The following is a 25,435-nucleotide window of genomic DNA, read 5'->3' as shown; positions in this document are numbered from 1 at the left end:
ACAGAAAAATGCGATCCAAGCCGCTTTTTTTGACATTAAAACAGAGACCTTATCGCGTTTTTTTCTAACGTTTAATAAAGCGTCAAACAATCAAATTTTTAAGATTTTCGGTAAAATCTTATCCCCCAGACTGAGGGAGCAAGATCTCCAGTGCTGACGCAGGTTGTAAGCCGTTGGTAACATTTCACCCCCAAGTTATCCACACAATTCGTCGGTTTTGTTCACTTGCTAAAATCGTCGTTTCTCACTATCTTGTTATCTCACCAACATACTACCCCCACATATAGTGTTTACATACTGAACAATGCACTACTGCCCTCAATGATTACTGCAATCAAGGAGAGCATAGACTTGTGTTTTATGTAGGCTGAACAGGGGAAAAAAGGTCAAGAACACATGAACCAAAGTCTACTTGTTACTAAACGCGATGGCAGCAAAGAGCGCATCAACCTTGATAAAATCCACCGAGTCATCGACTGGGCCGCGGAAGGTTTACATAACGTCTCAGTATCTCAAGTAGAATTACGTTCTCACATCCAGTTTTATGATGGCATCAAAACCGCCGATATCCATGAAACTATTATCAAAGCCGCAGCGGATTTGATCTCCCGTGACGCACCGGATTACCAATATCTGGCCGCGCGTCTAGCGATTTTCCATCTGCGTAAAAAAGCCTACGGCCAGTTTGAGCCGCCAAAACTGTTTGACCACGTCAGCAAAATGGTCGACATGGGCAAATACGATAAGCATCTGCTGGAAGACTACACCGCTGAAGACTTCGAGCAGATGGACGGTTTTATTGACCACTGGCGCGATATGAACTTCTCCTACGCTGCGGTTAAGCAGTTGGAAGGGAAATATCTGGTACAGAACCGCGTTACCGGTGAAATCTACGAAAGCGCCCAATTCCTGTATATCCTGGTTGCGGCCTGCCTGTTCTCCGGCTACCCGCGTGATACCCGCATGGATTACATCAAGCGTTTCTATGATGCAGTGTCCACCTTCAAGATTTCACTGCCGACGCCGATTATGTCCGGCGTACGTACTCCTACCCGTCAGTTCAGCTCTTGCGTACTGATCGAGTGCGGCGACAGCCTGGATTCTATCAACGCCACTTCTAGCGCCATTGTGAAATACGTTTCTCAACGCGCCGGTATCGGTATCAACGCCGGTCGTATCCGTGCGCTGGGTAGCCCAATTCGCGGCGGCGAAGCTTTCCACACCGGCTGTATTCCGTTCTACAAGCATTTCCAGACCGCGGTGAAATCCTGCTCGCAGGGCGGCGTTCGCGGCGGCGCAGCCACCCTGTTCTACCCGATGTGGCATCTGGAAGTTGAAAGCCTGCTGGTGTTGAAAAATAACCGTGGGGTGGAAGGAAACCGCGTTCGCCACATGGATTACGGCGTACAAATCAACAAGCTGATGTATCAACGTCTGCTGCAAGGCGGCGACATCACTTTATTCAGCCCGTCCGACGTACCGGGGCTGTATGACGCCTTCTTCGCCGATCAGGAAGCATTCGAACGTCTGTATACCCAGTACGAGCAGGACAGCAGCATCCGTCAGCAACGCGTCAAAGCGGTGGAACTGTTCTCCCTGATGATGCAGGAACGTGCATCAACTGGCCGCATCTACATTCAGAACGTTGACCATTGCAACACCCACAGCCCGTTTGATCCGAAGATTGCGCCGGTACGCCAGTCCAACCTGTGCCTGGAAATCGCGCTGCCGACCAAACCGCTGAACGACATCAACGATCCGAACGGTGAAATTGCGCTTTGTACGCTGTCTGCCTTCAACCTCGGCGCAATTGATAGCCTGGATGAATTAGAAGACCTGGCTATTCTGGCCGTTCGCGCGCTGGATGCCTTGTTGGACTATCAGGATTACCCGATCGAAGCGGCTCGCCGTGGCGCTATGGGTCGTCGTACTCTGGGCGTCGGCGTGATTAACTACGCTTACTATCTGGCGAAAAACGGCGTGCGTTACTCCGATGGCAGCGCAAATAACCTGACTCACCGTACCTTTGAAGCCATTCAGTATTACCTGCTGAAAGCGTCTAATCAGTTAGCGCGTGAGCAAGGCGCATGCCAGTGGTTTAACGAAACCACTTATTCTCAAGGTATTCTGCCGATCGATACCTATAAGAAAGATTTGGACGCGATCAGCGATGAGCCACTGCACTACGATTGGGAAACGCTGCGTAAAGATATTCAGGAATTCGGCCTGCGTAACTCCACGCTGTCTGCCCTGATGCCATCAGAAACTTCTTCGCAGATCTCCAATGCCACCAACGGTATTGAGCCACCGCGCGGCTATGTCAGTATCAAAGCCTCGAAAGACGGTATTTTGCGTCAGGTTGTTCCTGAGTATGAACGCCTGAAAGAGGCTTACGAACTGCTGTGGGAAATGCCAAATAACGATGGCTACCTGCAATTGGTCGGTTTAATGCAGAAATTCGTCGATCAGGCCATTTCAGCTAATACCAATTACGATCCGGCCCGTTTCCCATCAGGCAAAGTGCCGATGAAGCAATTGCTAAAAGACCTGCTGACCACCTATAAATTTGGTGTGAAGACACTGTATTATCAAAACACCCGCGACGGGGCTGACGATGTGCAGGAAGACATTCAGGGTCAGCCCGGAGACGACGACTGCGAAGGCGGTGCGTGTAAGATTTGATTTTTAGTTAAGGCCCTCCCGCCGGACAATCCATTCAGCGATTGGCTGGCGGTTGATCATTTTGCGCCCTGCCGTTTCGGCCGCGCAAAAATCGAGTCATCCTGAGGGCCATTTCTTTTTGCCTTTTGCGATATCCTCGAGGACATCATGGCCTATACCACTTTTTCTCAGAACAAAAACAACCAGTTACTCGAACCCATGTTTCTTGGTCAGTCCGTTAACGTGGCACGTTTCGACCAACAGAAACACCCAATTTTCGAGAAGCTGATTGAAAAGCAACTTTCTTTCTTCTGGCGCCCTGAAGAAATTGACGTTTCCCGCGATCGCATCGATTACAACGCGTTGCCGGAACACGAAAAACACATTTTTATCAGCAATCTGAAATATCAAACGCTGCTGGATTCCATTCAAGGTCGTAGCCCGAACGTGGCTTTATTGCCGCTGATTTCCATTCCTGAACTGGAAACCTGGGTAGAAACCTGGTCGTTCTCGGAAACGATTCACTCTCGTTCTTACACCCATATTATTCGCAATATCGTGAACGATCCGGCGGTGGTATTTGACGATATCGTGACAAATGAAGAAATTCTGAAACGCGCTAAAGATATTTCGGCTTATTACGATGATCTGATTGAAATGACCAGCTATTACCATTTACTGGGGGAAGGCACCCATCAGGTCAACGGTAAAACCGTGGTCGTTAACCTGCGCGAGCTGAAAAAGCAGCTGTATCTGTGCCTGATGAGCGTCAATGCGCTGGAAGCGATTCGCTTCTACGTTAGCTTCGCCTGTTCTTTCGCCTTCGCCGAGCGCGAACTGATGGAAGGCAATGCCAAGATCATCAAAATGATTGCCCGCGACGAAGCTCTGCATCTGACCGGCACTCAACATATTCTTAACCTGATGCGCTCCGGTGCAGACGATCCGGAAATGGCTGAAATTGCCGAAGAATGTCAGCAACAGTGTTACGACCTATTCGTACTAGCCGCGCAGCAAGAAAAAGAATGGGCAGAATACCTGTTCCGCGACGGTTCGATGATCGGCCTGAATAAAGATATTCTGTGCCAATACGTGGAATACATCACCAATATCCGTATGCAGGCCGTAGGTTTAGGCATTCCGTTTAAAACCCGCACCAACCCGATTCCATGGATTAACTCCTGGTTAGTGTCAGACAACGTGCAGGTTGCCCCGCAGGAAGTGGAAGTTAGCTCCTATCTGGTCGGTCAGATTGATTCCGAAGTCAGCGCCGACGATTTGAGTGATTTCCAGCTTTAATTGCATGGAAAAATCTATTATCAATCTGCGTACTTCAGGTACGCAGTTGCCCTATCCCGATAATGAATCCAACCTGTTGGAAGTGCTGGAGCAGCATCAGATTCAGGTCGAATACCAATGCCGCTCGGGCTATTGCGGTTCTTGTCGTATCCGTTTGCTAAAAGGCGAAGTTTGCTACGCCCAGCAACCGCTGGCCTTTGTACAAGACGGGGAAATTCTCCCCTGCTGCTGCCAACCGGTGGGTGATATTGAGCTGGAAATTTAGTCTGCAACGCACTTTTTCAGGCAGACAGATAAAACAAAGTAAACTACTGATGACCGCGCCCCTAGCGCGGTTTTTTATTAAACATATCACCACCCAACTTTTATCTCAGTTAAATACCTGTACGTAACCAGATTGCGCTATAGATAGATGTTGCCAGTGATTAAATGGCGTAGTTAACTTAGCTTCAATATCATCTTTCATCATCTTATTGGTACCGGGTATTTTTTCTAAATAGCGAGATTCAAGATCATCACCAATCAAATGGGGAATCACATAGCGGTTAAGTCCATTGATGTCTCTTAGAGTATGGTCCTCTTTATCTATTGCCACTTTTTTAACTTCTGCTAGCGTATTGAGCATCATAACCACAAGTTTTATTTTATCCGCAGGCATCTGATTAATTTTCTCTATCAAGACATTCCGTACCGCGTTTTTGCAATCATCAAGCGTTTGTTTATTTTCGGGATGAATATCAGGAAGACGCTTAAAATCATTATTATCTAATTTAGGCAAAAGATGACTCATCTCTTTTTTGAAAATTGAGGACAAAACCTCAGGAGTACAATTCTGACTTGAACAAAATTGTTCGAAGCCAAACCTTTTTTGTTTTATTTCTTGTGCATCATCGCTCGACGGTGACGTCCTAAACATAGTAAGAATATCTTCATGCTTTGCAGTCTCTTTTATTTTTTTACAAAGTTTTTCAATCCCATCGCCGCGCTCTACCTCCTTAATATCAAATAGACTGTGTAACGTAAAACTCGCTGCTGATGATTTTGATTTGTCGATATTAAAGGATGTGGATAAAGAGCCAAATAATTGTTTAATTCCGGTTAGCAATTTTTGTAACCGTCCTTCTGATTTCACTTCAGGGGAAGTTTTATCTTCCCCTTTCGATACTGCTGATGACCTCACCGAGGTAACAAGTGAAATGTAGACATTTTTTACTTTAGTTAAAAGTTTAGCCAACGAATGAGTGAACTGAGAACCACGTTTAATTTCAGCGACGTTTTCCATTGAATTATTAATCTGATAAACGCCTGATGTCATACCAACATTCATAGCCTCTCCTTATTACAATTACAGTAAATCAATATATAAAAAATATTCATTCATTAACAATAATGAATAGAAATATGGAATCACGTACCCTTGGAATCATTGGGCACATACATACCTTGTACTATGAGGAGGTATAATAAGACAAAATTTAGTTTTTCATTTTATAAAACGAGCATTGTAAAATTATATTCAGCATTTTAACAAAAAATCAGGGCTATAATCATCTATGAATAATATGATTATAGCCAATTGCATATACTAACCTTATGATACTTTTGTGTTAAAATTATCGGCATTAATCGCAAGGAGAAATCAATATGAATAAAACATTTTCCCTGATCGCCGGTTTACTGCTTGCCGCCTCCGCCGGAGCTATCGCCGCAGACAATACGGCACCAGAACAGCAGCCGCTGGAAAAAATCGCGCCCTTCCCAGCCGCTGAAACAGGTATGAGCCGCCAGGTTATTTATCTGCCGCAGCGGCCAGATGAAGATCGCTTTAAAGTTGAATTGTTGATTGGCAAAAATCTGGAAATTGACTGTAACCACCATATGTTGGGCGGCAAGTTAGAATCCCATACTCTGGATGGCTGGGGTTACGACTATCTGGTAATGAATGAAATCTCCGGAGTTTTATCAACCCAGATGGCCTGTCCAGAAAGCGCTAAACATCCGGCATTTGTTACCGCCAATCTGGGTAACAATACCATGCAGCGTTATAACAGCCGCCTGCCAATCGTGGTATACGTGCCTCAAGGCGTGGAAGTGAAATATCGTCTGTGGGAAGCCAGTAAAGAAGTACACAGCGCGCAGGAAAAATAATCCGCGGCGGCAATAAAAATCGACGAAATAGATAAAAAGCAGACAGAGTGATGGCACTGTCTGCTTTTTTATTTGCGCCGTGATATCACAGCATTTCAATCACCGTCAGCCAGCCGTGCTGACCGCAGACTTTGCCTCCTGCCAGCCAGCGACGCAGCATTTCCAGGCCGAGCATCGCGCTCGTTTCCTGTCGAATTCTTAACCCGTGACGGCTGGCCTGAGAGCGAACCGTCTGTCCGAAAGTACCGTTTGGCGTATGTAAGGCTACGCTAAGATTTTCACCTTTCATTGCGCTAACCGCCAATACCAACGGCGCACCGCACAGGGCAGCCAACGACTGAGCGCGGGCGGCAAGCTCAGGCAAAGTTTCCACACAGGATAACGGCAGCAATTCCCCACCGGCTAAAGGTGCCTGCACGCTTTGTAGCTGTAAATTGATCAGCCCGCCGGTAAATTGCTCACTGAGCGCCAGCGTTAATCCGCGCTGATTCAACTGCCCGGCAACCAACGCGGGTAATCCCTCTGTGCCTTCATAAATCAGGCTTTCACCGGCCACCTGACGCACCTGCTGCCAGACTTCTTCCATCGCCGAACGCTGTGAAGCCGGGCCGGTCAGTTTCAGCTCAATAATAGGGGCGGAAGAACGATAACCTAGCACCGCGCCTTCCGGCAGCGGCAGCGGGTCTAGCTCCATCGCCAAATCGCTTTCCGAACGGCCAAAAGTGGTCATACGTAAACAAAGCGGTGGCGCAATCTGCGGAAAACTTTCCCGTAAACGCGGCACAATCTGCTGCTCCACCATCACTTTGAATTCAGAAGGCACGCCCGGAGTGAAAAACATCTGACATTTATTCAGTTGGAACGCAAAACCGCAGGCAGTTCCCACGGGGTTATCCAGCATTTCAGCGTTGGCCGGTATGTGTGCCTGTTTGCGATTAGTGGCGGACATCACTCTTCCGCGCTCGGCGAAAAACGCTTCCATACGGGCAATCCACTGTGGATGTTCGATCAGTTCCACCCCGCAGGCTCGTGCTGCCGCCATCGCGCTTAAATCGTCGCTGGTCGGCCCCAACCCGCCGTTGACGATCAGAACATCGGCTACATGGCTGCGTTCTAGCAGTACGGCGATGAGCGCTTCCAAATCGTCACCTACCGTTTCCCGGCTGCTCATCGGCAATCCTTGAGTAAACAGATAGTCCGCCAACCAGGCGGCGTTGGTGTCCACGATTTGCCCGTGCAATACTTCATCGCCGGTGCTTAACATCTCAATTCTCAGCATTTTTCTCTCCGCAAATTCCCTTACTCACACTTTAAGAACAGCCTCGGTGAAACACAATCTTTTCTACTCTTTCCACCGCGCCCGCAACAACTTTAAAATAAAACCTGATAAATCAAACAACAACCGAGTGTAAACATAATTTTACATCAGTTGTAACGTCGATTTGACAGAATTAATGGGATCATCTACTCTGCTGCACTCAATAATTTCAATAAAATGTCGGTTAGCAGAGGAAAGCGTGAAGAATCGCACTCTTGGCAGTATTTTTATCGTGGCGGGAACCACAATTGGTGCAGGGATGCTGGCGATGCCGCTTGCTGCCGCTGGCGTGGGTTTCAGCGTAACCTTGACCCTTCTGGTCTCCCTTTGGCTATTGATGTGCTACACCGCATTATTATTGGTTGAAGTATATCAACACGAAGCGGCTGATACCGGTCTGGGCACTTTGGCCAAACGCTATCTAGGCAGCCGTGGTCAGTGGTTAACCGGCTTTAGCATGATGTTTTTGATGTACGCCTTGACCTCTGCCTATATCAGCGGCGCCGGTGAGCTTTTGGCAACCAGTATCAGCCAATGGACAGAGCAGAGCTTCCCGACCTATCTCGGCGTACTGCTATTCACGTTGATAGCCGGTGGAGTTGTGTGCATTGGCACCCATTCAGTCGATTTATTTAACCGAATTTTATTCAGCGCGAAAATTATTTTCCTCGTGGTAATGCTGGCATTAATGATGCCGCACGTGGAAAAAGCCAACCTGCTGACCTTACCCTTGGAGCAAGGGCTGGCGCTGTCTGCCATTCCGGTGATTTTCACCTCTTTCGGCTTCCACGGCAGCGTACCAAGTATCGTCAATTATATGGGCGGTAATATTCGCAAACTGCGCTGGGTGTTTATCATCGGCAGCGCCATTCCATTAATCGCTTATATTTTCTGGCAATTAGCGACGCTGGGCGCGATTTCTTCTCATACCTTTGTCGGTATTCTGGCGCAGCAGGCCGGTCTGAACGGTTTATTACAGGCCGTGCGTGAAGTCGTCGCCTCACCACACGTTGAACTGGCGGTACACCTGTTTGCCGACCTGGCGCTGGCGACCTCATTCCTCGGCGTAGCCTTAGGGTTATTCGATTATCTGGCAGATTTATTTAAGCGTCGTAATACGGTGCGCGGTCGACTGCAAACCGGCGTAATAACCTTCCTACCACCGCTGCTGTTCGCCCTGTTTTACCCACGCGGATTTGTCATGGCGCTGGGCTTTGCCGCCGTTGCCCTATCGGTGCTGGCGCTGATTTTGCCTTCGTTACTGGCCTGGAAAGCGCGCCAGATGCATCAGGGTAAAAACTATCGTGTTTGGGGCGGTAAACCAGCTCTGGCACTGGTATTTACCTGCGGTGTAACCGTGATTGCGATTCAGGTCGGTATTGTCGCCGGGGTATTACCCGCAGTGGGTTAATACACTGAAATAACAGGTTTTATACCTAGTATCTCCACATAGAAACCGAGTATCTCTACATAAAAAAATGGGCGCGGGTATCACACCCAGCGCCCGTTTTGTTTTCAACGCATGAAATCAGAAGTTTAGACCGGCACCGATATACATGCCATCCGCCAGACGGTTATCCCGACGGCCTTCTTTCCCTTCCATATTGATGTAACGATAACCAACATCTACCGTCAACGGGCGAATCACGCTCCAACGCACACCGGCGTTCGCTTCGGTGTAGGATTTCATCCCACTGGTCAGGGATTCTGGCGCTACATAACCTTCACCGTATAAAGTGAATGATTTGGTTATCGGATAGCTCAACCCGCCGCCAACGGCAATTGCGCCGCCGTTTTTACCGTCTTCAGGTGCCATATAGATACCTTTACCGCCAATGGTCGCCATCAATGGGCCAATTGGCAGGTTGAAGCCCAGACCTAAGCTGCCCATGTCACCGTCGTGGTCGCTACGCGCCCAGTTACCGCTCACAGCCAGGCCGCCGCTGTTGGTGCCCATACCGACACCGAGGTTAGTGTAATGACGTCCTGCTTCTGCGGTGACGCTGATCGCGCTGGCTGAACCTGCTACAAACAGCAAACTTGCTGCACAGGCAATAAGTGTCTTTCTCATATAATCTCTCGTTATTATTCAATTATCTGCCGCGCAACTTGCCGACAGAGCTTTCCCGCCATGAGTTTAACCGAAAAGCTTCCCATAACAAGCCAGAAAAAACCGAATAAATAACTCATCATTTCATATGATTGTAACTAAATGCGATGAATCGTTCCGCCGTAGATTTAATCCCAGCGATAACCTATATCTATTTGCCGAAGGTGACCTATACAGCTACAACTAGTGGGGGGATCAAAGAACAGTCAGCGGCGATTCGCTAAAGTCATTCTTTGTCATCTGGCAATAAGTCCAATTTTTAACAGAGTCTCTCACTCAGACTCATTTCAACACCCGCAGTCAATTCAACAGCGATACTGGAGAACATGATGAGCAAAAAGAAAGGACTAACTACGGCAGCAGGCGCACCCGTTGTCGACAACAATAACGTGGTGACCGCAGGCCCTCGCGGCCCGATGTTACTGCAAGATGTCTGGTTTCTTGAGAAATTAGCTCACTTTGATCGGGAAGTGATCCCTGAGCGCCGGATGCACGCCAAAGGCTCTGGCGCTTACGGTACCTTTACCGTTACTCACGATATAACCAAGTATACTCGCGCTAAGATTTTCTCTCAGATCGGTAAGAAAACCGATATGTTCGTGCGTTTTTCAACGGTAGCCGGTGAACGCGGCGCTGCTGACGCAGAGCGGGATATTCGCGGTTTTGCCATGAAGTTTTATACCGAAGAAGGTAACTGGGACTTAGTGGGCAACGATACGCCGGTGTTTTATCTGCGCGACCCGTTGAAATTCCCGGATTTGAACCATGTGGTCAAACGCGATCCGCGAACCAACTTGCGTAACCCAACCTACAAATGGGATTTCTTCTCTCAGCTTCCTGAATCACTTCACCAGTTAACTATCGATTTCAGCGATCGCGGCCTACCAAAATCCTACCGTCATATGCACGGTTTCGGCAGCCACACCTTTAGCTTTATCAACAATCAGAACGAGCGTTATTGGGTGAAATTCCATTTCCGTTGCCAGCAGGGCATTGAAAACCTGATGGATGATGAAGCGGAAAAACTGATCGGTTCCGATCGGGAAAGTTCTCAGCGCGATTTGTACGAAGCCATTGAGCGCGGTGATTTCCCTCGTTGGACTCTGCAAGTGCAGATTATGCCGGAGCACGAAGCCTCGGAAGTTCCGTACAATCCGTTCGATTTAACCAAAGTTTGGCCACACGGTGACTATCCGCTGATTGACGTCGGATATTTCGAACTGAACCGTAACCCAGAGAACTATTTCTCTGAAGTGGAGCAAGCGGCGTTCAACCCGGCCAACGTGGTTCCGGGCATTAGCTTCTCTCCAGACAAAATGCTGCAAGGTCGCCTGTTCTCCTACGGCGATGCGCATCGTTACCGTTTAGGCGTTAATCACCATCAGATTCCGGTTAACGGCGCCAAATGCCCGTTCCACAACTATCATCGTGATGGCGCAATGCGCGTGGACGGAAACAGCAGCAATACCGCCACCTATGAGCCGAACAGCTTCGGTTTATTCCAGGAGCAGCCTGATTTTAGCGAGCCACCGTTGACGCTGACCGGTGCGGCGGATCACTGGAATCACCGCGATGACGATGACTATTTTAGTCAGCCACGGGCCTTATTTAACCTGTTGAGCGAAGAAGAACATCAGCGCATGTTTACCCGTATTGCTGGGGAACTTTCGCAGGTGCCAGAAGAGATTCAACGCCGTCAGATAGCGCTGTTTGAGCAAGTACATCCAGACTATGGAATAGGTGTGAAAAAGGCACTGGGGCTAAGCTAATATCGCGCGGCTAAAAAGCGTTATGGTAGAAGTTCATATCTAAAACCGCATCTGGTTTCGGTTGATATTAGCTTGGTGAATATCTCACCTCAACAGCCTCAACCGAGTTAAGGCTCGTAAGCGCGAGCCTTAACAATCCGCGCCTCCGCACGTATCGCCTGCCCACTAAGTAGGTTCCCTCACTCATCGTCTCAGCCGCTCAAATGTGCTCTGAAAAATCAAACTCAAGGTCAAAAGCCCTATCAAAAACGAAAGGCAAATTGTGATTCGTAAGAACACTGGTTTTGCACTCAACAGGCGCAATCAGGAAGTGGGCCGAGCAGGGATGAGGCCAAGAGTGAACAGCCGTCAGCTGTTGAAAGCGCGCCTTGAGCCGCAGGGCCAGGATGGCATGGCATCCTGATAACGCCCGCAGGCGAATCTAGCGCTGACCCGCCGGACAAAGCGCGCCCGAGGGACGTTCGCAGAACCCCACTTTCGCGCCAACCCTGCTCGGAAGCCTCCACGGCAAGTGAGGAGACAGTGAACTGCTGGGCTTACGAAACCGGCTCCAATCTTGACGTGAGAAAGCTCAAATACGTGCTTTAAAGTCAAAGCCAATTCATATCTAAAACCGCATCCAGTTTCGGTTGATATTAGTTTAGTGAATACATCACTTCCCAGCCCAACCGAGTTAAGGAAAAACCGAACGGTTACACTTTCGAAACCCGACTCAATCTTGGTTTCCGGTAGCGAAAATACCCGCAAACAAAAACATCACCTTAACCACTCCCCCACCGAACGCCGCGAGATCTTAATTCCGCCATTCTTCAATTCATCGGGTAAGCGATAGAAAGCCACTGGGCGCTGAAATGGCGCGACCTGCGGTGCTAGCCAATCGGCCAGTTCTGACCATGAAAGCTGGGGATCGCTTTCGATCACCGCGACCGGACGCTGGCCAAACTCGCTATCGTTCACCGGCAAAATAAATGCCTGATAAACCTGAGGATGCCGCAGCAAAATGCGCTCAACATCTTCCGGCTGAATCCCTTCCCCACCGCTGAAAAACAGATTATCCAGCCGCCCAAGAATATGCAGTTCGTCCTCAAACCACTGACCGCGATCGCGGGTGTGCAGCCAGCCGTTCTCATCAGTCAAAGGAAGTAATTTGCCCCGCTGCCAATAACCTGCGGCCAGACAATCTCCTTTCACCCACACTTCCTGATCCACCAACCTCACCTGTCGCCCTGAAAGCGCCACGCCCACTCCGGCGTTGCCATTGGCTCGCTTGGCGCACACCGTGGAAGCCGCTTCCGTCAAACCATAACCGCACCAGCAGCGAATACCACGCGCTTCGGCTTGCTCGGTCAATTCAGTCGGAATCATAGCGCCACCTAACAATACGTCCGTCAGGCTCAGTTTTTCCGAAGGTTGAGTCAACAAACGCCAAAGCTGGGTCGGCACCAGTGACGCATGAGTACATCCCGCCAGCGCTGCAGATAATGACTGCATTGGCCGAATAACTAACGTGGCACCCACGCTAAGCCAGCGCCAAATAATGCCCTGCCCGGAAACATGGAACAGCGGCAATGACAACAGCCAGCTATCGTCAGTATGGAAAGACATCAGACTCAATACCCCTTCCGCGCTAGCCAAATGAGCATCGAGTTGATGTGCTGCCGCTTTGGGCAAACCAGAGGAGCCTGAGGTCAGAGTTAGCGTCGCTAGACGTTGCCCGTCCCAAGGTTGCGGCGTTACAGGCGACGCCGCGCTGTCGGTCAGAGAAGTTAGCTCTAAGCCAGCCAAGTCGCTCCCGTGAGAATCGAAAATAAAATCGATATCCAGCCCCGGAAGCAGCTGATGCAGTAAAGTTTCAGGTAACTGCGGATTGAGTGGCAGGACGCGAGCGGCACACTGTAAAGCGCCCAGATAGGCCAGCAGCAAGCCATAGCTGTTTTTCCCTCTGACCGCAACGCCACGGCCTGCCGCCACGCCCTGATGATGAAAACTGGCCGCCACGGCGTCGATATCCGCCACCAGCCGTTGCCAACTGATAGACCGACCTTCCAGCCGCAGCGCCTCTTTCTGCGGTTGCAACTCCGCCCAGTGCCGCCATGGCCACTGGTTTAGCCGCGCCATATGCGATCCAGTTGTTCCAGCGAAATCAGCGGCAATTGACTGTCTGGCCACGGGCGTAATAGCTGCGCCTGCATCAGATCCAGCGTATCCAACCCCGGCACCGTATCCGGCGTTAGCCAACTGGCGAGCCGAGCCAATTGCGATAACCCCAGACTGGATTCAATGCTGGAACTGATTACCGCTACCAACCCCGCCTGATGAGCCTGTTGCACCAATTGTCGGCATCGGTTGATACTGCCAACCAGCGTTGGTTTGATCACGATTGCCGCAACGCCCGGCTCGGCCTGCACCTGAAAATCGGCTTCGCGCACGCTTTCATCCCAAGCAATGGCAATACCGGTTTCACGAGCAAAAGCGCGGGATTCGTCGCGGGTTTTGCACGGTTCTTCCAGAAAAGCAATGCGGGAACGCAATCCGGGATTAACGTATTTGGCAAATCCGTCGGCTTTGGCACGCGTCCAGCTTCGATTGGCATCCAGACGCAAAGTGAGATCCGGCAAGGCTTCCAGCAATACGTTGACGATCATCCCATCGCGCACGGCTTCATATAGCCCAACTTTGACCTTCGCCACTTTGTCACCGGGCAACGCCATCAGTACGTCAAAAAGCTCATCGGGATCGCCGTTACACAACGGGGCTTTACGATAATCCGCCTGTATCGGCAACGTCTGATTCAGCTCAGCCAGCGCACAGCTCAGGCCAAAAGCCACTGAAGGCAAAGGACTTTCCGCCGGTTGCTCTCCGCCCAGCCAAGCCTGTAACCATCGCTGTGTCACCGCTTCGGCTTCGGCCAGCGTTTCCTGACTGAATTCCGGCAGTGGGGAGATTTCCCCCCAGCCGCTGTTTTCACCTTCGCTCAATTCCACCAATAGCCCATCGCGACTTTTCAGCCGTTGGTTGCGCAGAATCACGCCCGCCTCCATAGGCAGACTAAAGCGATATAAACTCGCCCGACGCATTACGGATTACGCTTGAATTTGCTGAAGTCCGGCTGGCGTTTTTCGTTGAACGCGTTACGCCCTTCCTGACCTTCATCTGTCATGTAGAACAGCATGGTGGCGTTACCCGCCAGCTCTTGCAGACCAGCCTGACCGTCGCAGTCAGCATTCAGCGCCGCTTTGAGGCAGCGCAGCGCCATTGGGCTGTTTTCCAGCATCTCACGACACCAACGTACGGTTTCTTTTTCCAGATCGGCCAAAGGCACCACGGTGTTAACCAGCCCCATGTCCAACGCCTGTTTAGCATCGTACTGGCGGCACAGGAACCAGATTTCACGCGCTTTTTTCTGCCCTACGATACGTGCCATATAGGCCGCGCCCCAGCCGCCGTCGAAAGAACCGACTTTCGGGCCAGTCTGACCAAAAATGGCGTTGTCTGCGGCTATGGTCAAATCACACATCATATGCAATACATGTCCACCGCCAATGGAATAGCCTGCAACCATGGCCACAACTGGTTTTGGACAGGTGCGGATCTGGCGCTGGAAATCGAGCACATTCAGATGATGCACACCGCTGTTATCCTGATAGCCGCCGTAGTCACCGCGCACTTTCTGATCGCCACCGGAACAGAAGGCTTTATCCCCTTCGCCTGTCAGAATAATCACGCCGATATGATCGTCATAACGGGCATCGGCCAGCGCCTGAATCATCTCTTTGACCGTCTGAGGACGGAACGCATTGCGTACCTGAGGGCGGTTAATGGTGATCTTGGCGATACCATCACGGGATTTATGATAACGAATATCTTCAAACCCGGCTGAGCAGTCCTGCCATTCAATGGCGGCGTACAATTGTTCTTCGCTCGGATACAGCATATTAAGCATTCCTTTAACGGGAGAGTGATAAGAATAAACGCACCTGCTCGGCAAAAGCATCGGGATTGGCCCGATGGGCATTATGGCCAGCTCCGGCAAGGGTGTGTAACGGCAACCGGTTCTGGCGCGCCAGTTGCTGAAATTTAAGGTCTCGCTCACCGCACAGGTAGGCAAAAGGTATAGCCAACTGGTGCAGTGCAGGCAGCAGATAAGGCTGGCGACCCAAAGAGGTGGATTCAAGCATAGCAGCTACTGTGAAACCCTGATTGACCGAGCGCAAATCTATGAACTCTTGCCGCTGACTGGCGGTTAAATCAGCGAAAATCGGCTGTAAATACCAGTCAGCCAGAACCTGCGTCATGGGTTCCTGACGAAAACGCTGCGCCCAATGGGTATCACGTAGCAGACGCGCTCGCCGCAGTTCTTCGTTTTCCAGGCCGGGATTTCCCCCTTCGACCAACAAACCACGCAGCCCGGTATGTTCACCGCAGCAAGCGTGATACATGGCAATGCGCCCACCCAGCGAGTAGCCTATCAACCAATAATCCTGAATATTTTGCGCCGCCAATGTCGCATTTAGCTGACGGCTGACCTCGGCAAAATCACCGGGCGCTTGAGCAACCGAACCGCCGTGGCCCGGAAGATCGACAAACAGCGAGGGAAATTCGGTACAGCGCCCGGCTACCTCTGACCAATCTTCGCCATTGCCCAACAGACCGTGCAGCCAGACCAGCCAGGGTTTCGTGCCAGTGTGCGAATTGACGGTGCGGCAGGCCAGCGTCACAGTTCCGCCACCCGCTGCGCCAGATATTGCAACGTTTCCGCCCCTTCACTAGCCGGAACCTTTAGCTCAATCAGCGTCATACCGCCCTGTTGCCAGCTTTGCTGCACCTCTTCGTGCAGTTTCTCCCAACTGGACAAACAGGCATATCGCAGGCCAAACATAGCGGCAGCATGATCAAAACTGACGTTCTGCGGCATGCAGTAGAAGCGCTGGCGATCTTCTTCCGGCGTTGGCAACAGGGAGAAAATCTGTCCGCCGTTATTGTTCACCACTAACAGTACCGTCGGAGCCGAGCATTGGCGCAGTAACGCCAGGGCGTTCAGATCGTAGAGCGCAGAAAGATCGCCGACGATAGCCAGAGTCGGTTTGGCGGTAGCGCGCTGCACACCGGCGGCGGTGGAAAGCAGGCCGTCGATGCCGCTGGCGCCGCGATTGCTGTAAACCGGATAGCCAGCGGGAAGCTGGCCTAGCGCATCTACTAAACGCACGATCAGGCTATTACCGACAAAAAGCTGCCCGTTTTCCGGCAGTAATTCCGCCAGTCGATGGGCCACCGTGGCTTCACCAAATTTGTCGTTCAGATATTCTGCCACGCAGCCTTCGGCGCTGTCGGACCACAAAGCCAGCTCTCCGGCCCAAGGGGCTCGCGGCTGCGCCGGATGTAGCTCCAACCATTCGTCGATATTGGCTAACAACCGCCGCCCGCGGTGGTTAGCCGGATCGAGGCGACCCGCTAAATGATCCACCAGCCAGTATTCTTCCGGTTGACACTGAGCCTGCCATTGCAATAACTGTTTGCCCGTCAGGCTGCTGCCGAATTGCACCACCACCTGCGTCTGCTGTAACAGTTTTTGCGCCTGCGGATGCCCTAGCCATAAATCCGCACAGGGCAGCGGCTGGCCGGTTTGAGATAGCACATCCCCCAATAGCGGCCAGCCCAATTGCTGCGCCCACTCAGCAACCTGAATACCTTCTTCTGCGCTCATGCGTCCGGCAATAACAACGCCGCGTTTTTGGCGCCAGAAATACCAATCAGACTGAACGGCATGGCTAACAGGATATGAGGATTTTAACCAAGGCTCGCGGCGTTCCCACCAGTCTCCCAGCGCCGCGGACCATTCGGCATATTGGCTATCATCACCGCCGTACAATGGCTCGGCAAAAGGACAATTGATATGCAATGCCCCTTGCTGTAACTGCGCCATCGCGTTATCCAGGCTGGAAACCAGCCAACTTGCGGGAATATCCGGCGTAGGGCGCGGCAGATTGAGACTCGCATTGGGATGGCTGGCGAACATACCGGGCTGACGAATCGCCTGATTTGCGCCGCAGTCAATTAGTTCTGGCGGGCGATCCGCCGTCAGAAAGACCAGACGCTCGCCGGTCAGCCCGGCTTCTATCAGCGCGGGATACAAATTGGCCGCCGCCGTACCGGAAGTGACAATCACCGCCACCGGCTGAGCCGAAGCCTTAGCCAGCCCTAGCGCCAAATGCCCCAAACCGCGTTCATCAAAATGGGTATGGCAAACCAGCGACGGATTCGCCGCCGCAGCCAGCGTTAAGGGCGTAGAGCGAGACCCTGGGGCAATGCAGATATGACGCACACCGTGGCGGGTCAATGCCTCCAGTAGCAAGGCCGCCCAACGGCGGTTAAAGACGCTTGTCGACATGGTTCGCTCAACAGTCAGTTAACAGGCTGATAGCCTAAATAAATATTTTTACTCGGCAGCGAAGGAAAAGCCCTGCGCTAGGCCAAAGTTTTACCGATGAATAACGGCGATATAGTTTACACCTGCCGAATCAACGCCACAATCCGCCCTCATAGGCGGTAGGGGTAATTACCCACTATTAGTTAGTGGTTATCGACTAAGGGCTTATTTTTCCAACAGACTGCGTAATCCAGCGGATTTATTTTCGATTTCCTGCCATTCCATTAATGGGTCAGAACCGGCGACGATGCCAGCGCCAGCATAAATCTGAACCTGATCGCCCTCGATTTGCGCCGAGCGCAGCGCCACCGCGAATTCCGATTGCGCCAATGAAAAATAGCCTGAGGAACCGGCGTACCAGCCGCGAGAAAACGGCTCTGCATCGAGGATAAACAACCGCGCCGGTTCACGTGGCAATCCCGCCACTGCTGCCGTGGGCTGCAAACGCTGTAGACAATCGGCATCAGTGACATTCGGCTGTAATTGCGCCCGAATCCGACGGCGCAAATGCTGCACTTTGCGCAGACGAATCACCTCGGCAGGCATCACATCCACCGCTGAAACCCCGCCTTGCAGGCGCTGGCAGATATCGTCTACCACCAGCAGGTTTTCCCGCTGATTCTTATCGTCACCGGCTAACCAATGGGCTAAGCACGCGGCTTTGGCATCATCCTTATCATTCGCCACGGTTCCCGCCAGCGCCTCGGTTTCCAACTGTGATTGCTGACGGCGATACAGACGTTCCGGACTGGAGCCCAGAAACGCCCGCCGATCGTCAAAACGCAGCATAAAGTGGAAACACTGGTGATTAACCTGACGACTGGCGGCCATAAATGCCGGGCTGAATAAGGTTTCCCGCAGGGTCAGATGAGTCATGCGCGCCAGTACCACTTTTTCCATCTGCTGGTTGGCAATGGCCCGTAATGCCTGTTCCAGCAGTTGGCACCAGCCTTTTTGATCGGGCTGGTGAACAAGAGTTTCAACGCTGACCGTCAGTTCAGGAATTGGCCGCGGAGCGAGTAATTGCTCGATGAAATCCAGCGCCAGACAAACATCCTGTTGCAGGGAGGTTTCACTGGCTAAATTGAGCGTCAGGCTAATTTCTCCACCGCGACGCAGCAATTGCAATCGCGGTAGAAAAAAGAAAGCGGAGGAAATGTCTGTTTCATTGGCGATAGCCGGAAAGGGTTCAAAGGCATTCAGCCCCCAAATACGTAATCCGGCATGATTTTTATATTGCCGGATAAATTCATCGGCGGCAGACATATCACGGAATAAACGCACCTGACCACATACCGCAGCCTCTTCATGTCCATCGCGGTGACGCCAGTAAAACTGCGGAAAAACAGGCTGCGTTGCCAACCATTCCAGCAATTGACTGCCAAGCACGGCAGGGGCTGGCAAAGCGATCTGTCGGACACCGGCCCGATCGGGAAAGTCAGCATCCAAAAGGTGCCGTAATTCTTCCAGCAAATCAGAGAGTTGTGTCACGCGCACCTCGGTATATCAACATAAAGAATGTGATTATACGGAGTGAACATCAGAAAAGAAGTTCTATTACACACTTAGCACCGGATACCGCGGATGCCATAAACAACATTGGCCTACATTAAGCTAAGATTATCCCTAAAAAAATACCCGCCAGAAGCGGGTATTCAGTGATTTTCAATATCCATTACGTTATTTCACTGCCTCGGCATTCAGAGACGCTAACTGTTTTAGTTTTACACTGTTCATTCCTGGCAATACAAATGGCTGCATTGCCGTATCCGCAGGAATTTGAGTTAAAGGTACAGTCGGTGAACCTACAGATAAGTCCCATTCGCCCATTAAAACATTATATTCAATGTTGGCCACATTATTGCTGGTAAGATCCAATAATACCGATGGCCCGGTCGCTTTAACAATCGCAGTACCAACGCCAAAGGCTGATCCGATTAGCGAAATCGTTACGGTCTGTAAGGGCTCCAGGAATAAATTAACATTCGGATTACACACAAAGGCTGCAATAGGTACGCCATTATCCCCTGCCAGACCGGCCACAATATTCACCCCGGGAGTTTGGTTGATGATACGGATCCCCGTAGGAATACCACCACCGGACAGTTTTGTTAGCTGTTTGGCCACAATACCAAAGCTGTCGCTTAGTTTCGCCGACATGGATTGCCCTACGGTAACACTGCCATCAGGAATTACCTGATCCACCAAAGAGTCATAAACCTGATAAGAAGGATCAAAAGTAACGTTTATCGGATTATTCGGAACAATATTGGTATTAGCCACGTTAAACCAAACAACCGGAACCCCATTAGTATTACTGGCACTTGCTCCACGGAATGCAGCAAGTGAGAAATTATTGCTTTTACAGAAATCGCTAAATTCCTGAGACACTTTAATTAATATTTGTTTCGGCATAATATATATCCTTCCAACATTAGTTTTTCGCTTTAGATAAAGCGCTGTGTGTAAAATAAAAAAATAAAACAAACTGCATTGCTACGTCTCGATATCGGCAATCAACACCGACCCAAGATTTAAAGTCAAAAATAAAATCTCTATTTTAATTACAAGAATAAATAAGAGTGAAAACGTCAACAAAACAAAAGAAAATATTATGGGTGAAAAAAAATTAGCGAAGACCAGCCCCTGAACCACATGAGAAAGTAAAGAAAAAATCAATATTTACATAGAGATAATAAAATTAATTCAACATTTCCAGTGAATACATTAATTGCCATTTCATTAGTATTCCGGAAGTAAGATTAAGGTTAGTTTATATACTCAAGCCTTCAAATACGTTTTTTTGTTTTTTCCATTTAGCGTGACGCTCATCACACTTTTAAAATCGCAAAATAATTGACGATTCCGAATTCCTCCAACTGATCAGTAGGTTATGAGCCAATAAAAATATCTATTAATTTTAAAGAAAACAAAACGGCTCATCCGCTAGAAAAAAATAATACATTTTAAAAATAAACTCATACCTATGAATTACAGCGTCTTAATAAATTACAATATTTAGTTTATATAATCGCCACAAACCTATTAATCATTGTTATAGATGAAATTAAACAAACCTAAATACATAAGATGATAATAGTAATATGATTTATGTTGCCCTGGTAAAAATAACACATGAAAAACTAATCATTAGTCGCACACGTAACTATTTCCGTGGATTTCTGACTGAAAAAACGCAATATGCTGGCCAAAAAAAACGGCTCATACATAAATGAGCCGTTGAGTCACTCCATCAGATTTATCGCTAGCGACGAGCCAATAACAATCCGACGATCAGGCCAACGGTAGCGCCGATACCCACGCCGTGCCAGGGTTTTTCGCGCACGTATTCATTGGTACGACAGGCCGCCTGCTTGGCGCGTTCCATATAGCAATCAGTGGTGCCATTCAGGCGATCTCTTACTGCTTTCAGCGCATTTTCAGCCCGGGCTTTCACAATCTGATAACCATCGTCACCCATATCGCCGGATGACCGCAACACCTCTTCCAGCGTGTCGGTCAACATGCTCAAGTCGTCATCTAACGAGGTTTGTTGAGGGTCATTTACTCTGCTCATGTGACTTCTCCGTGATTAAAAAATCAATTACACCCTATAACCTTTCCCTACTAACCATAGCTTATAATCGGGCTTACCATTTTGATCCTGATGAAGATTGGCACTAAATTCCCTCACCGACGCGCCACGAATTAGGATTGTTAAAAACCGTGCAAATTATCAACAAATAGTTAGACACCTAATCAATCTTATTGAAAATTGTTTAATAGCTTGTTAATTTACCGCTCATTGAAGAGTGATGATTTCCTTGGTGAATGACACTCTCACACTGTATTTGCCCACTCTGCGGCCATATAACCTCTAAAAAAACGCTACATAAAATAACAATAATTCATTTTCAAAGCTGACGTTCAGCACCACACCCGATCCAAGAGAGACTCTCGATGGAAAAGATTTCATCTCGCAATGTTATTGAGCCGGAAAAAAATGGAACCGGTTTCACCCGCCGGGAACTGCTGTTTGGCGTGGCCTCCGCGATGGTGGCAACCTCACTTTTAGGTTACCCATTTTTGACTAAAGCCGAACAGGCCACCGCCGCTGCCAACCCACTGGCTTTCGCTCGCTTCTTCAAATTGTCTCAGGCACTGACCGAACATAAAGATATCGATCAAGGTATGTCGGCACGGATTTTTACCGCACTACACAACAGTGACGCCCAGTTTGCCGACCAAATAATCCAGCTCACCACATTGATGCAGCCAGAACAACGCGCCCAGCAACTGTTGGCTGCGGCTAGTGGCCATAATCTGCAAAAAGTGGTCAGTAACATCATGGCAGCCTGGTACACCGGCACCGTAGGACACGGCCAGCAGGCGGTGTTAATCGCCTACAAAGATGCGCTGATGTACCGCCCTGCCAGCGATGGCCTGATCGTGCCAACCTACTGCGGTAACGGTCCGCTGTGGTGGACCGCCGCCCCACCTGATATCAATTTGCCTAAGCCTGACAATGTGAGCCATTCCTAATGAAAAAACCTATTTTCAGCGCCAATGGTGACGCCTCTGCCGACGTTATCATCGTTGGCTCCGGTATTGTCGGTGGCATGATGGCCGACCAATTAGTCAGCCAAGGCTACTCGGTATTAGTATTGGAAGCCGGTCTGCGCATCAGCCGCGGTCAGGCCGTAGAAAACTGGCGTAATATGCCGTTTGATAACCGTACTGGCTCGGATTATCAAGGGCTTTATCCGCAGTCAAAATATGCCACCGCGCCGCTGTATTTCCCGGAAAATAATTACGTCGAACTCAGCGGCCCAAGCGCCGGTAGCTTTAAACAAGGTTATTTACGCACCGTCGGCGGCACCACTTGGCATTGGGCCGCATCTTGCTGGCGTCACGTTCCCAACGATTTCCAGATGAAAACGCTATACGACGTGGGGCGCGATTGGCCGATTTCTTATGACGAACTGGAACCCTACTATTGCCGTGCAGAAGACGAAATTGGCGTAGCCGGGCCGAACGATCCGGCTAAACAATCTCCGTCTGAACGCAGTAAACCTTATCCGATGGATAGTGTGCCTTGGGCTTACGGCGATACTCGCTTTGCCGAAGTGGTTAACCCTCACGGCTATAATTCGGTGCCCATTCCGCAGGGACGCAGTACCCGCCCGTGGGAAGGCCGCCCGACCTGCTGCGGTAACAATAACTGCCAACCGATCTGCCCAATTGGTGCCATGTATAACGGTATCCATCACATCGAACGCGCAGAAATGAAAGGCGCGGCGGTACTGGCGGAAGCGGTGGTCTACAAAATTGATACCGATGAGGATAATCAGGTTACCGCCGTACACTGGCTGGATAACCAGAAACAATCTCATAAAGCCACGGGGAAAACCTTCGCATTAGCCTGTAACGGGATTGAAACGCCCCGACTACTGCTGATCGCGGCGAATGAGAAAAACCCGAACGGTATCGCCAACTCTTCCGATCAGGTCGGCCGCAACATGATGGACCACTCCGGTTTTCACTGTACGTTTTTGGCCAAAGAACCGCTGTGGCTAGGCCGCGGCCCGGCGCAAAGCAGTTGCCTGGTTGGCCCACGGGACGGCGAGTTCCGTAAAGATTATTCGGCTAACAAGATGATTCTCAACAATATCAACCGGGTTTTGCCTGCGACTCAGCAAGCGCTGGAGATGGGCCTAGTCGGCAAGGAACTGGATGAGGAAATCCGCCGCCGAGCGGCTTACGGCGCTGATTTGTCGATCAGCCTGGAACCGCTGCCCGATCCGGAAAACCGTCTGACACTGAGCAAAACCCGCACAGATGCCCACGGCTTGCCGTGCCCGGATATTTATTACGATGTCGGTGACTACGTACGTCAGGGTGCCGAGGCCGCGCACAAACAGCTGGAGCATATCGGCCAACTGTTTGAAGCCGATGAATTCAAAATCACCACCAGTCTGAATGCCAACAACCATATTATGGGTGGAACAATTATGGGCAGCGATCCGAAGGATTCGGTAGTGGATGGAAACTGTCGAACCTTCGATCACGCCAACCTATGGTTACCGGGCGGTAGCGCCATTCCCTCTGCCAGCGTGGTAAATAGCACCCTGACTATGGCGGCGCTGGGTTTGAAAGCAGCCGACGATATGGCTCGTTCAATGGCGGGCAAATGATGAAAAAACGAATCGGCGCTTTCTTGCTTTCTCTCTCTTTCATCAGCGCAGCGGCGCTGGCAGCGGACAATGCTTCTCTCAGCCAGCAGGAATGGATTCACAAGGGCGAGCAAGTCGCCATTGCCTCTGACTGTCAGGCTTGCCACACCAAGCCCGAAGGCGGTACACCTTACGCTGGCGGCTACGGTATCAGCTCGCCGATGGGCGTGATTTACTCCACCAATATCACGCCGTCCAAAGCTGCCGGTATTGGCAACTACACCGAAGAACAGTTCGCCCGAGCAGTACGCGACGGCATTCGGTCTGACGGTAGTCATTTGTATCCCGCCATGCCTTATACCTCCTACACACGCCTGAGCGGCGAGGATATTAAGGCGCTGTACGCCTACTTTATGCACGGCGTTGCAGCGGTGGATGAGGAAAATATCCCGACGGAATTGCCTTTCCCGTTCAATATGCGCTTTGCCATGATCGGCTGGAACATGATGTTCCTCGACAAAGGCCGTTTTGAACCTGACGCTAGCCAAAGTGAACAATGGAATCGCGGCGCTTATCTGGTGAACGGCCCCGGCCACTGTGACACCTGCCATACGCCTCGTAATCTGCTGATGGGCGAAAACCACGGCAAAGCTTTCGCCGGTGGCATGGTTGGGCCTTGGTATGCGCCAAATATTACTTCAGATCCAGTGAGTGGTATTGGCGGCTGGAGCAATGAGCAGCTCGTGGAATATTTGGCTACCGGTCGTACCAAGGGTAAAAATCAGGCGGCGGGTGGCATGGCGGAAGCGGTACAAAACAGCCTGCAATATTTACCCAAAGAAGACCTGCTGGCGATTGCGGTTTACCTGAAAAGTACCAAGCCGGTACGCGACCCGCTGGATAGGCAGGCGGCAGACCAGTTTGGCCAACCGGTTAATGTGGAGGAAGGATTGCGCGGCCTGCATCCGGCGACCGCCAATCATACGCAGGATACCGGTGCGGCATTATTTAGCGGTAACTGCGCCAGTTGTCATCAACCGGACGGTAGCGGCAGCAAAAATCAGGCTTATCCATCCCTGTTCAATAACACCGCTACCGGTTCCAGCAATCCGGCGAACCTGATTTCTGCCATGTTATTCGGTGTCGATCGAAAAGTGGGAAATGAACATGTGTTGATGCCTAACTTTGGCCCGGAATCCTACGTCAATTATTTGAATGACAAAGAGATTGCGTTGATTGCCAATTACGTTTTACAGAATTACGGCAATCCGCAGGTGAGCGTTAGCGAGGCTGATGTCGCTGAGTTGCGCGCCGGTGGGCCGGTTCCGCTGCTGGCGAAACTACAGCCTTATATGGCCCCGGCTATGGTTGTGGGCGTATTGGTGTTAATCGCGCTGATTTTTGTATTAGGCCGAAAACGCAAAATCACAAAATAACCGCATCAGGACAGAGATAAAGCTGTTTCGCATTGAATAACAATCCGTTAACGCTCGCCATGCGTGACGGGCAATCAGCTGCGACCACGGCAAA

At 50.4% G+C, this 25,435-nt stretch carries 20 protein-coding genes; 9 read left to right on the top strand and 11 right to left on the bottom strand.

Annotation, left to right across the window (positions count from 1 at the left end):
* Positions 1 to 396: 396 nt before the first annotated feature.
* The 3 genes from nrdA to yfaE all read left to right on the top strand — a co-directional run bounded on the left by nrdA (position 397) and on the right by yfaE (position 4,225).
* Positions 397 to 2,682: a class 1a ribonucleoside-diphosphate reductase subunit alpha gene (nrdA, locus tag PL78_RS16905; protein ID WP_064517312.1), complete on the top strand. Its 2,286-nt coding sequence runs from the start codon at positions 397 to 399 to the stop codon at positions 2,680 to 2,682.
* A gap of 147 nt (positions 2,683 to 2,829) precedes the next feature.
* The gene (nrdB, locus tag PL78_RS16900) at positions 2,830 to 3,960 is read left to right on the top strand and encodes a class Ia ribonucleoside-diphosphate reductase subunit beta (protein WP_049597061.1); all 1,131 of its coding nucleotides are present in this window, start codon (positions 2,830 to 2,832) and stop codon (positions 3,958 to 3,960) included.
* A 4-nt stretch (positions 3,961 to 3,964) separates the two neighbouring features.
* Positions 3,965 to 4,225: a class I ribonucleotide reductase maintenance protein YfaE gene (yfaE, locus tag PL78_RS16895; protein WP_064517309.1), complete on the top strand. Its 261-nt coding sequence runs from the start codon at positions 3,965 to 3,967 to the stop codon at positions 4,223 to 4,225.
* Between the two features lie 105 nt (positions 4,226 to 4,330).
* On the opposite strand, the gene PL78_RS16890 is transcribed toward yfaE, so the two are convergent.
* Positions 4,331 to 5,287: a hypothetical protein gene (locus PL78_RS16890; protein ID WP_064517308.1), complete on the bottom strand. Its 957-nt coding sequence runs from the start codon at positions 5,285 to 5,287 to the stop codon at positions 4,331 to 4,333.
* Positions 5,288 to 5,604: 317 nt separating this feature from the next.
* Here PL78_RS16890 and eco point away from each other — a divergent pair, with 317 nt between their 5' ends.
* Positions 5,605 to 6,108, top strand: coding sequence for a serine protease inhibitor ecotin (eco, locus tag PL78_RS16885; RefSeq protein ID WP_064517306.1), 504 nt, complete (start codon positions 5,605 to 5,607; stop codon positions 6,106 to 6,108).
* Positions 6,109 to 6,193: 85 nt separating this feature from the next.
* Here the strand turns inward: eco and PL78_RS16880 are convergent, their stop codons facing one another.
* Positions 6,194 to 7,387 carry a nicotinamide mononucleotide deamidase-related protein YfaY gene (locus PL78_RS16880; protein ID WP_064517303.1) on the bottom strand — a complete coding sequence of 398 codons (1,194 nt, stop codon included), beginning with the start codon at positions 7,385 to 7,387 and terminating at the stop codon, positions 6,194 to 6,196.
* Positions 7,388 to 7,625: 238 nt separating this feature from the next.
* On the opposite strand from PL78_RS16880, the gene tyrP reads away from it, so the two are divergent.
* On the top strand, positions 7,626 to 8,837 hold the full coding sequence (tyrP, locus tag PL78_RS16875; protein WP_064517300.1) for a tyrosine transporter TyrP: 1,212 nt from the start codon (positions 7,626 to 7,628) through the stop codon (positions 8,835 to 8,837).
* A 117-nt stretch (positions 8,838 to 8,954) separates the two neighbouring features.
* Here the strand turns inward: tyrP and PL78_RS16870 are convergent, their stop codons facing one another.
* The gene (locus PL78_RS16870) at positions 8,955 to 9,497 is read right to left on the bottom strand and encodes a YfaZ family outer membrane protein (RefSeq protein ID WP_064517297.1); all 543 of its coding nucleotides are present in this window, start codon (positions 9,495 to 9,497) and stop codon (positions 8,955 to 8,957) included.
* A gap of 368 nt (positions 9,498 to 9,865) precedes the next feature.
* Here PL78_RS16870 and katA point away from each other — a divergent pair, with 368 nt between their 5' ends.
* Complete coding sequence (katA, locus tag PL78_RS16865; RefSeq protein ID WP_064517295.1) at positions 9,866 to 11,305, top strand: catalase KatA; 1,440 nt, start codon at positions 9,866 to 9,868, stop codon at positions 11,303 to 11,305.
* A gap of 756 nt (positions 11,306 to 12,061) precedes the next feature.
* Here the strand turns inward: katA and menE are convergent.
* The 8 genes from menE to PL78_RS16825 form a co-directional block, all read right to left on the bottom strand.
* Entirely contained in the window at positions 12,062 to 13,423 is a 1,362-nt protein-coding gene (menE, locus tag PL78_RS16860) for an o-succinylbenzoate--CoA ligase (protein ID WP_064517292.1), read from the bottom strand.
* Positions 13,411 to 14,382 carry an o-succinylbenzoate synthase gene (gene menC, locus PL78_RS16855; protein ID WP_064517289.1) on the bottom strand — a complete coding sequence of 324 codons (972 nt, stop codon included), beginning with the start codon at positions 14,380 to 14,382 and terminating at the stop codon, positions 13,411 to 13,413. The genes menE and menC overlap by 13 nt, the downstream gene beginning before the upstream one ends.
* Positions 14,382 to 15,239 (bottom strand): 1,4-dihydroxy-2-naphthoyl-CoA synthase, encoded by an 858-nt coding sequence (gene menB / locus PL78_RS16850; RefSeq protein ID WP_049597052.1) that lies wholly within the window; start codon positions 15,237 to 15,239, stop codon positions 14,382 to 14,384. The genes menC and menB overlap by 1 nt, the downstream gene beginning before the upstream one ends.
* A 13-nt stretch (positions 15,240 to 15,252) precedes the next feature.
* A complete protein-coding gene (gene menH, locus PL78_RS16845; RefSeq protein ID WP_064517286.1) occupies positions 15,253 to 16,023 on the bottom strand; it encodes a 2-succinyl-6-hydroxy-2,4-cyclohexadiene-1-carboxylate synthase in 771 nt (256 codons plus the stop codon).
* On the bottom strand, positions 16,020 to 17,693 hold the full coding sequence (gene menD, locus PL78_RS16840) for a 2-succinyl-5-enolpyruvyl-6-hydroxy-3-cyclohexene-1-carboxylic-acid synthase (RefSeq protein ID WP_064517283.1): 1,674 nt from the start codon (positions 17,691 to 17,693) through the stop codon (positions 16,020 to 16,022). Before menD ends, menH begins: the two co-directional genes overlap by 4 nt.
* Before the next feature lie 204 nt (positions 17,694 to 17,897).
* Positions 17,898 to 19,223 carry an isochorismate synthase MenF gene (menF, locus tag PL78_RS16835; protein ID WP_064517280.1) on the bottom strand — a complete coding sequence of 442 codons (1,326 nt, stop codon included), beginning with the start codon at positions 19,221 to 19,223 and terminating at the stop codon, positions 17,898 to 17,900.
* 189 nt (positions 19,224 to 19,412) lie between these two features.
* Positions 19,413 to 20,147: a hypothetical protein gene (locus tag PL78_RS16830; protein WP_064517277.1), complete on the bottom strand. Its 735-nt coding sequence runs from the start codon at positions 20,145 to 20,147 to the stop codon at positions 19,413 to 19,415.
* A gap of 850 nt (positions 20,148 to 20,997) precedes the next feature.
* On the bottom strand, positions 20,998 to 21,309 hold the full coding sequence (locus PL78_RS16825; protein WP_064517275.1) for an ElaB/YgaM/YqjD family protein: 312 nt from the start codon (positions 21,307 to 21,309) through the stop codon (positions 20,998 to 21,000).
* Positions 21,310 to 21,692: 383 nt separating this feature from the next.
* On the opposite strand from PL78_RS16825, the gene PL78_RS16820 reads away from it, so the two are divergent.
* The 3 genes from PL78_RS16820 to PL78_RS16810 are packed head-to-tail and all read left to right on the top strand — an operon-like array spanning position 21,693 to position 25,341.
* Positions 21,693 to 22,274: a sorbitol dehydrogenase family protein gene (locus PL78_RS16820; RefSeq protein WP_064517272.1), complete on the top strand. Its 582-nt coding sequence runs from the start codon at positions 21,693 to 21,695 to the stop codon at positions 22,272 to 22,274.
* Positions 22,274 to 23,926 carry a GMC family oxidoreductase gene (locus PL78_RS16815; protein WP_064517270.1) on the top strand — a complete coding sequence of 551 codons (1,653 nt, stop codon included), beginning with the start codon at positions 22,274 to 22,276 and terminating at the stop codon, positions 23,924 to 23,926. The genes PL78_RS16820 and PL78_RS16815 overlap by 1 nt, the downstream gene beginning before the upstream one ends.
* On the top strand, positions 23,926 to 25,341 hold the full coding sequence (locus tag PL78_RS16810; RefSeq protein ID WP_064518512.1) for a cytochrome c: 1,416 nt from the start codon (positions 23,926 to 23,928) through the stop codon (positions 25,339 to 25,341). Before PL78_RS16815 ends, PL78_RS16810 begins: the two co-directional genes overlap by 1 nt.
* The last annotated feature ends 94 nt before the right edge of the window (positions 25,342 to 25,435 follow it).

Origin of the sequence: Yersinia entomophaga (assembly GCF_001656035.1) — a bacterium.
Taxonomy (GTDB): Bacteria; Pseudomonadota; Gammaproteobacteria; order Enterobacterales; family Enterobacteriaceae; genus Yersinia; species Yersinia entomophaga.
This window is presented reverse-complemented; position numbering and strand designations above follow the sequence as displayed.

What these genes read in the sequence shown, in the direction of transcription:
- nrdA (WP_064517312.1), top strand. Translation starts at nt 397, where the DNA reads ATGAACCAAAGTCTACTTGTTACTAAACGCGATGGCAGCAAAGAGCGC.
- nrdB (WP_049597061.1), top strand. Translation starts at nt 2,830, where the DNA reads ATGGCCTATACCACTTTTTCTCAGAACAAAAACAACCAGTTACTCGAA.
- yfaE (WP_064517309.1), top strand. Translation starts at nt 3,965, where the DNA reads ATGGAAAAATCTATTATCAATCTGCGTACTTCAGGTACGCAGTTGCCC.
- PL78_RS16890 (WP_064517308.1), bottom strand. Translation starts at nt 5,287, where the DNA reads ATGAATGTTGGTATGACATCAGGCGTTTATCAGATTAATAATTCAATG.
- eco (WP_064517306.1), top strand. Translation starts at nt 5,605, where the DNA reads ATGAATAAAACATTTTCCCTGATCGCCGGTTTACTGCTTGCCGCCTCC.
- PL78_RS16880 (WP_064517303.1), bottom strand. Translation starts at nt 7,387, where the DNA reads ATGCTGAGAATTGAGATGTTAAGCACCGGCGATGAAGTATTGCACGGG.
- PL78_RS16870 (WP_064517297.1), bottom strand. Translation starts at nt 9,497, where the DNA reads ATGAGAAAGACACTTATTGCCTGTGCAGCAAGTTTGCTGTTTGTAGCA.
- katA (WP_064517295.1), top strand. Translation starts at nt 9,866, where the DNA reads ATGAGCAAAAAGAAAGGACTAACTACGGCAGCAGGCGCACCCGTTGTC.
- menE (WP_064517292.1), bottom strand. Translation starts at nt 13,423, where the DNA reads ATGGCGCGGCTAAACCAGTGGCCATGGCGGCACTGGGCGGAGTTGCAA.
- menC (WP_064517289.1), bottom strand. Translation starts at nt 14,382, where the DNA reads ATGCGTCGGGCGAGTTTATATCGCTTTAGTCTGCCTATGGAGGCGGGC.
- menB (WP_049597052.1), bottom strand. Translation starts at nt 15,239, where the DNA reads ATGCTGTATCCGAGCGAAGAACAATTGTACGCCGCCATTGAATGGCAG.
- menD (WP_064517283.1), bottom strand. Translation starts at nt 17,693, where the DNA reads ATGTCGACAAGCGTCTTTAACCGCCGTTGGGCGGCCTTGCTACTGGAG.
- PL78_RS16830 (WP_064517277.1), bottom strand. Translation starts at nt 20,147, where the DNA reads ATGCCGAAACAAATATTAATTAAAGTGTCTCAGGAATTTAGCGATTTC.
- PL78_RS16825 (WP_064517275.1), bottom strand. Translation starts at nt 21,309, where the DNA reads ATGAGCAGAGTAAATGACCCTCAACAAACCTCGTTAGATGACGACTTG.
- PL78_RS16820 (WP_064517272.1), top strand. Translation starts at nt 21,693, where the DNA reads ATGGAAAAGATTTCATCTCGCAATGTTATTGAGCCGGAAAAAAATGGA.
- PL78_RS16815 (WP_064517270.1), top strand. Translation starts at nt 22,274, where the DNA reads ATGAAAAAACCTATTTTCAGCGCCAATGGTGACGCCTCTGCCGACGTT.
- PL78_RS16810 (WP_064518512.1), top strand. Translation starts at nt 23,926, where the DNA reads ATGAAAAAACGAATCGGCGCTTTCTTGCTTTCTCTCTCTTTCATCAGC.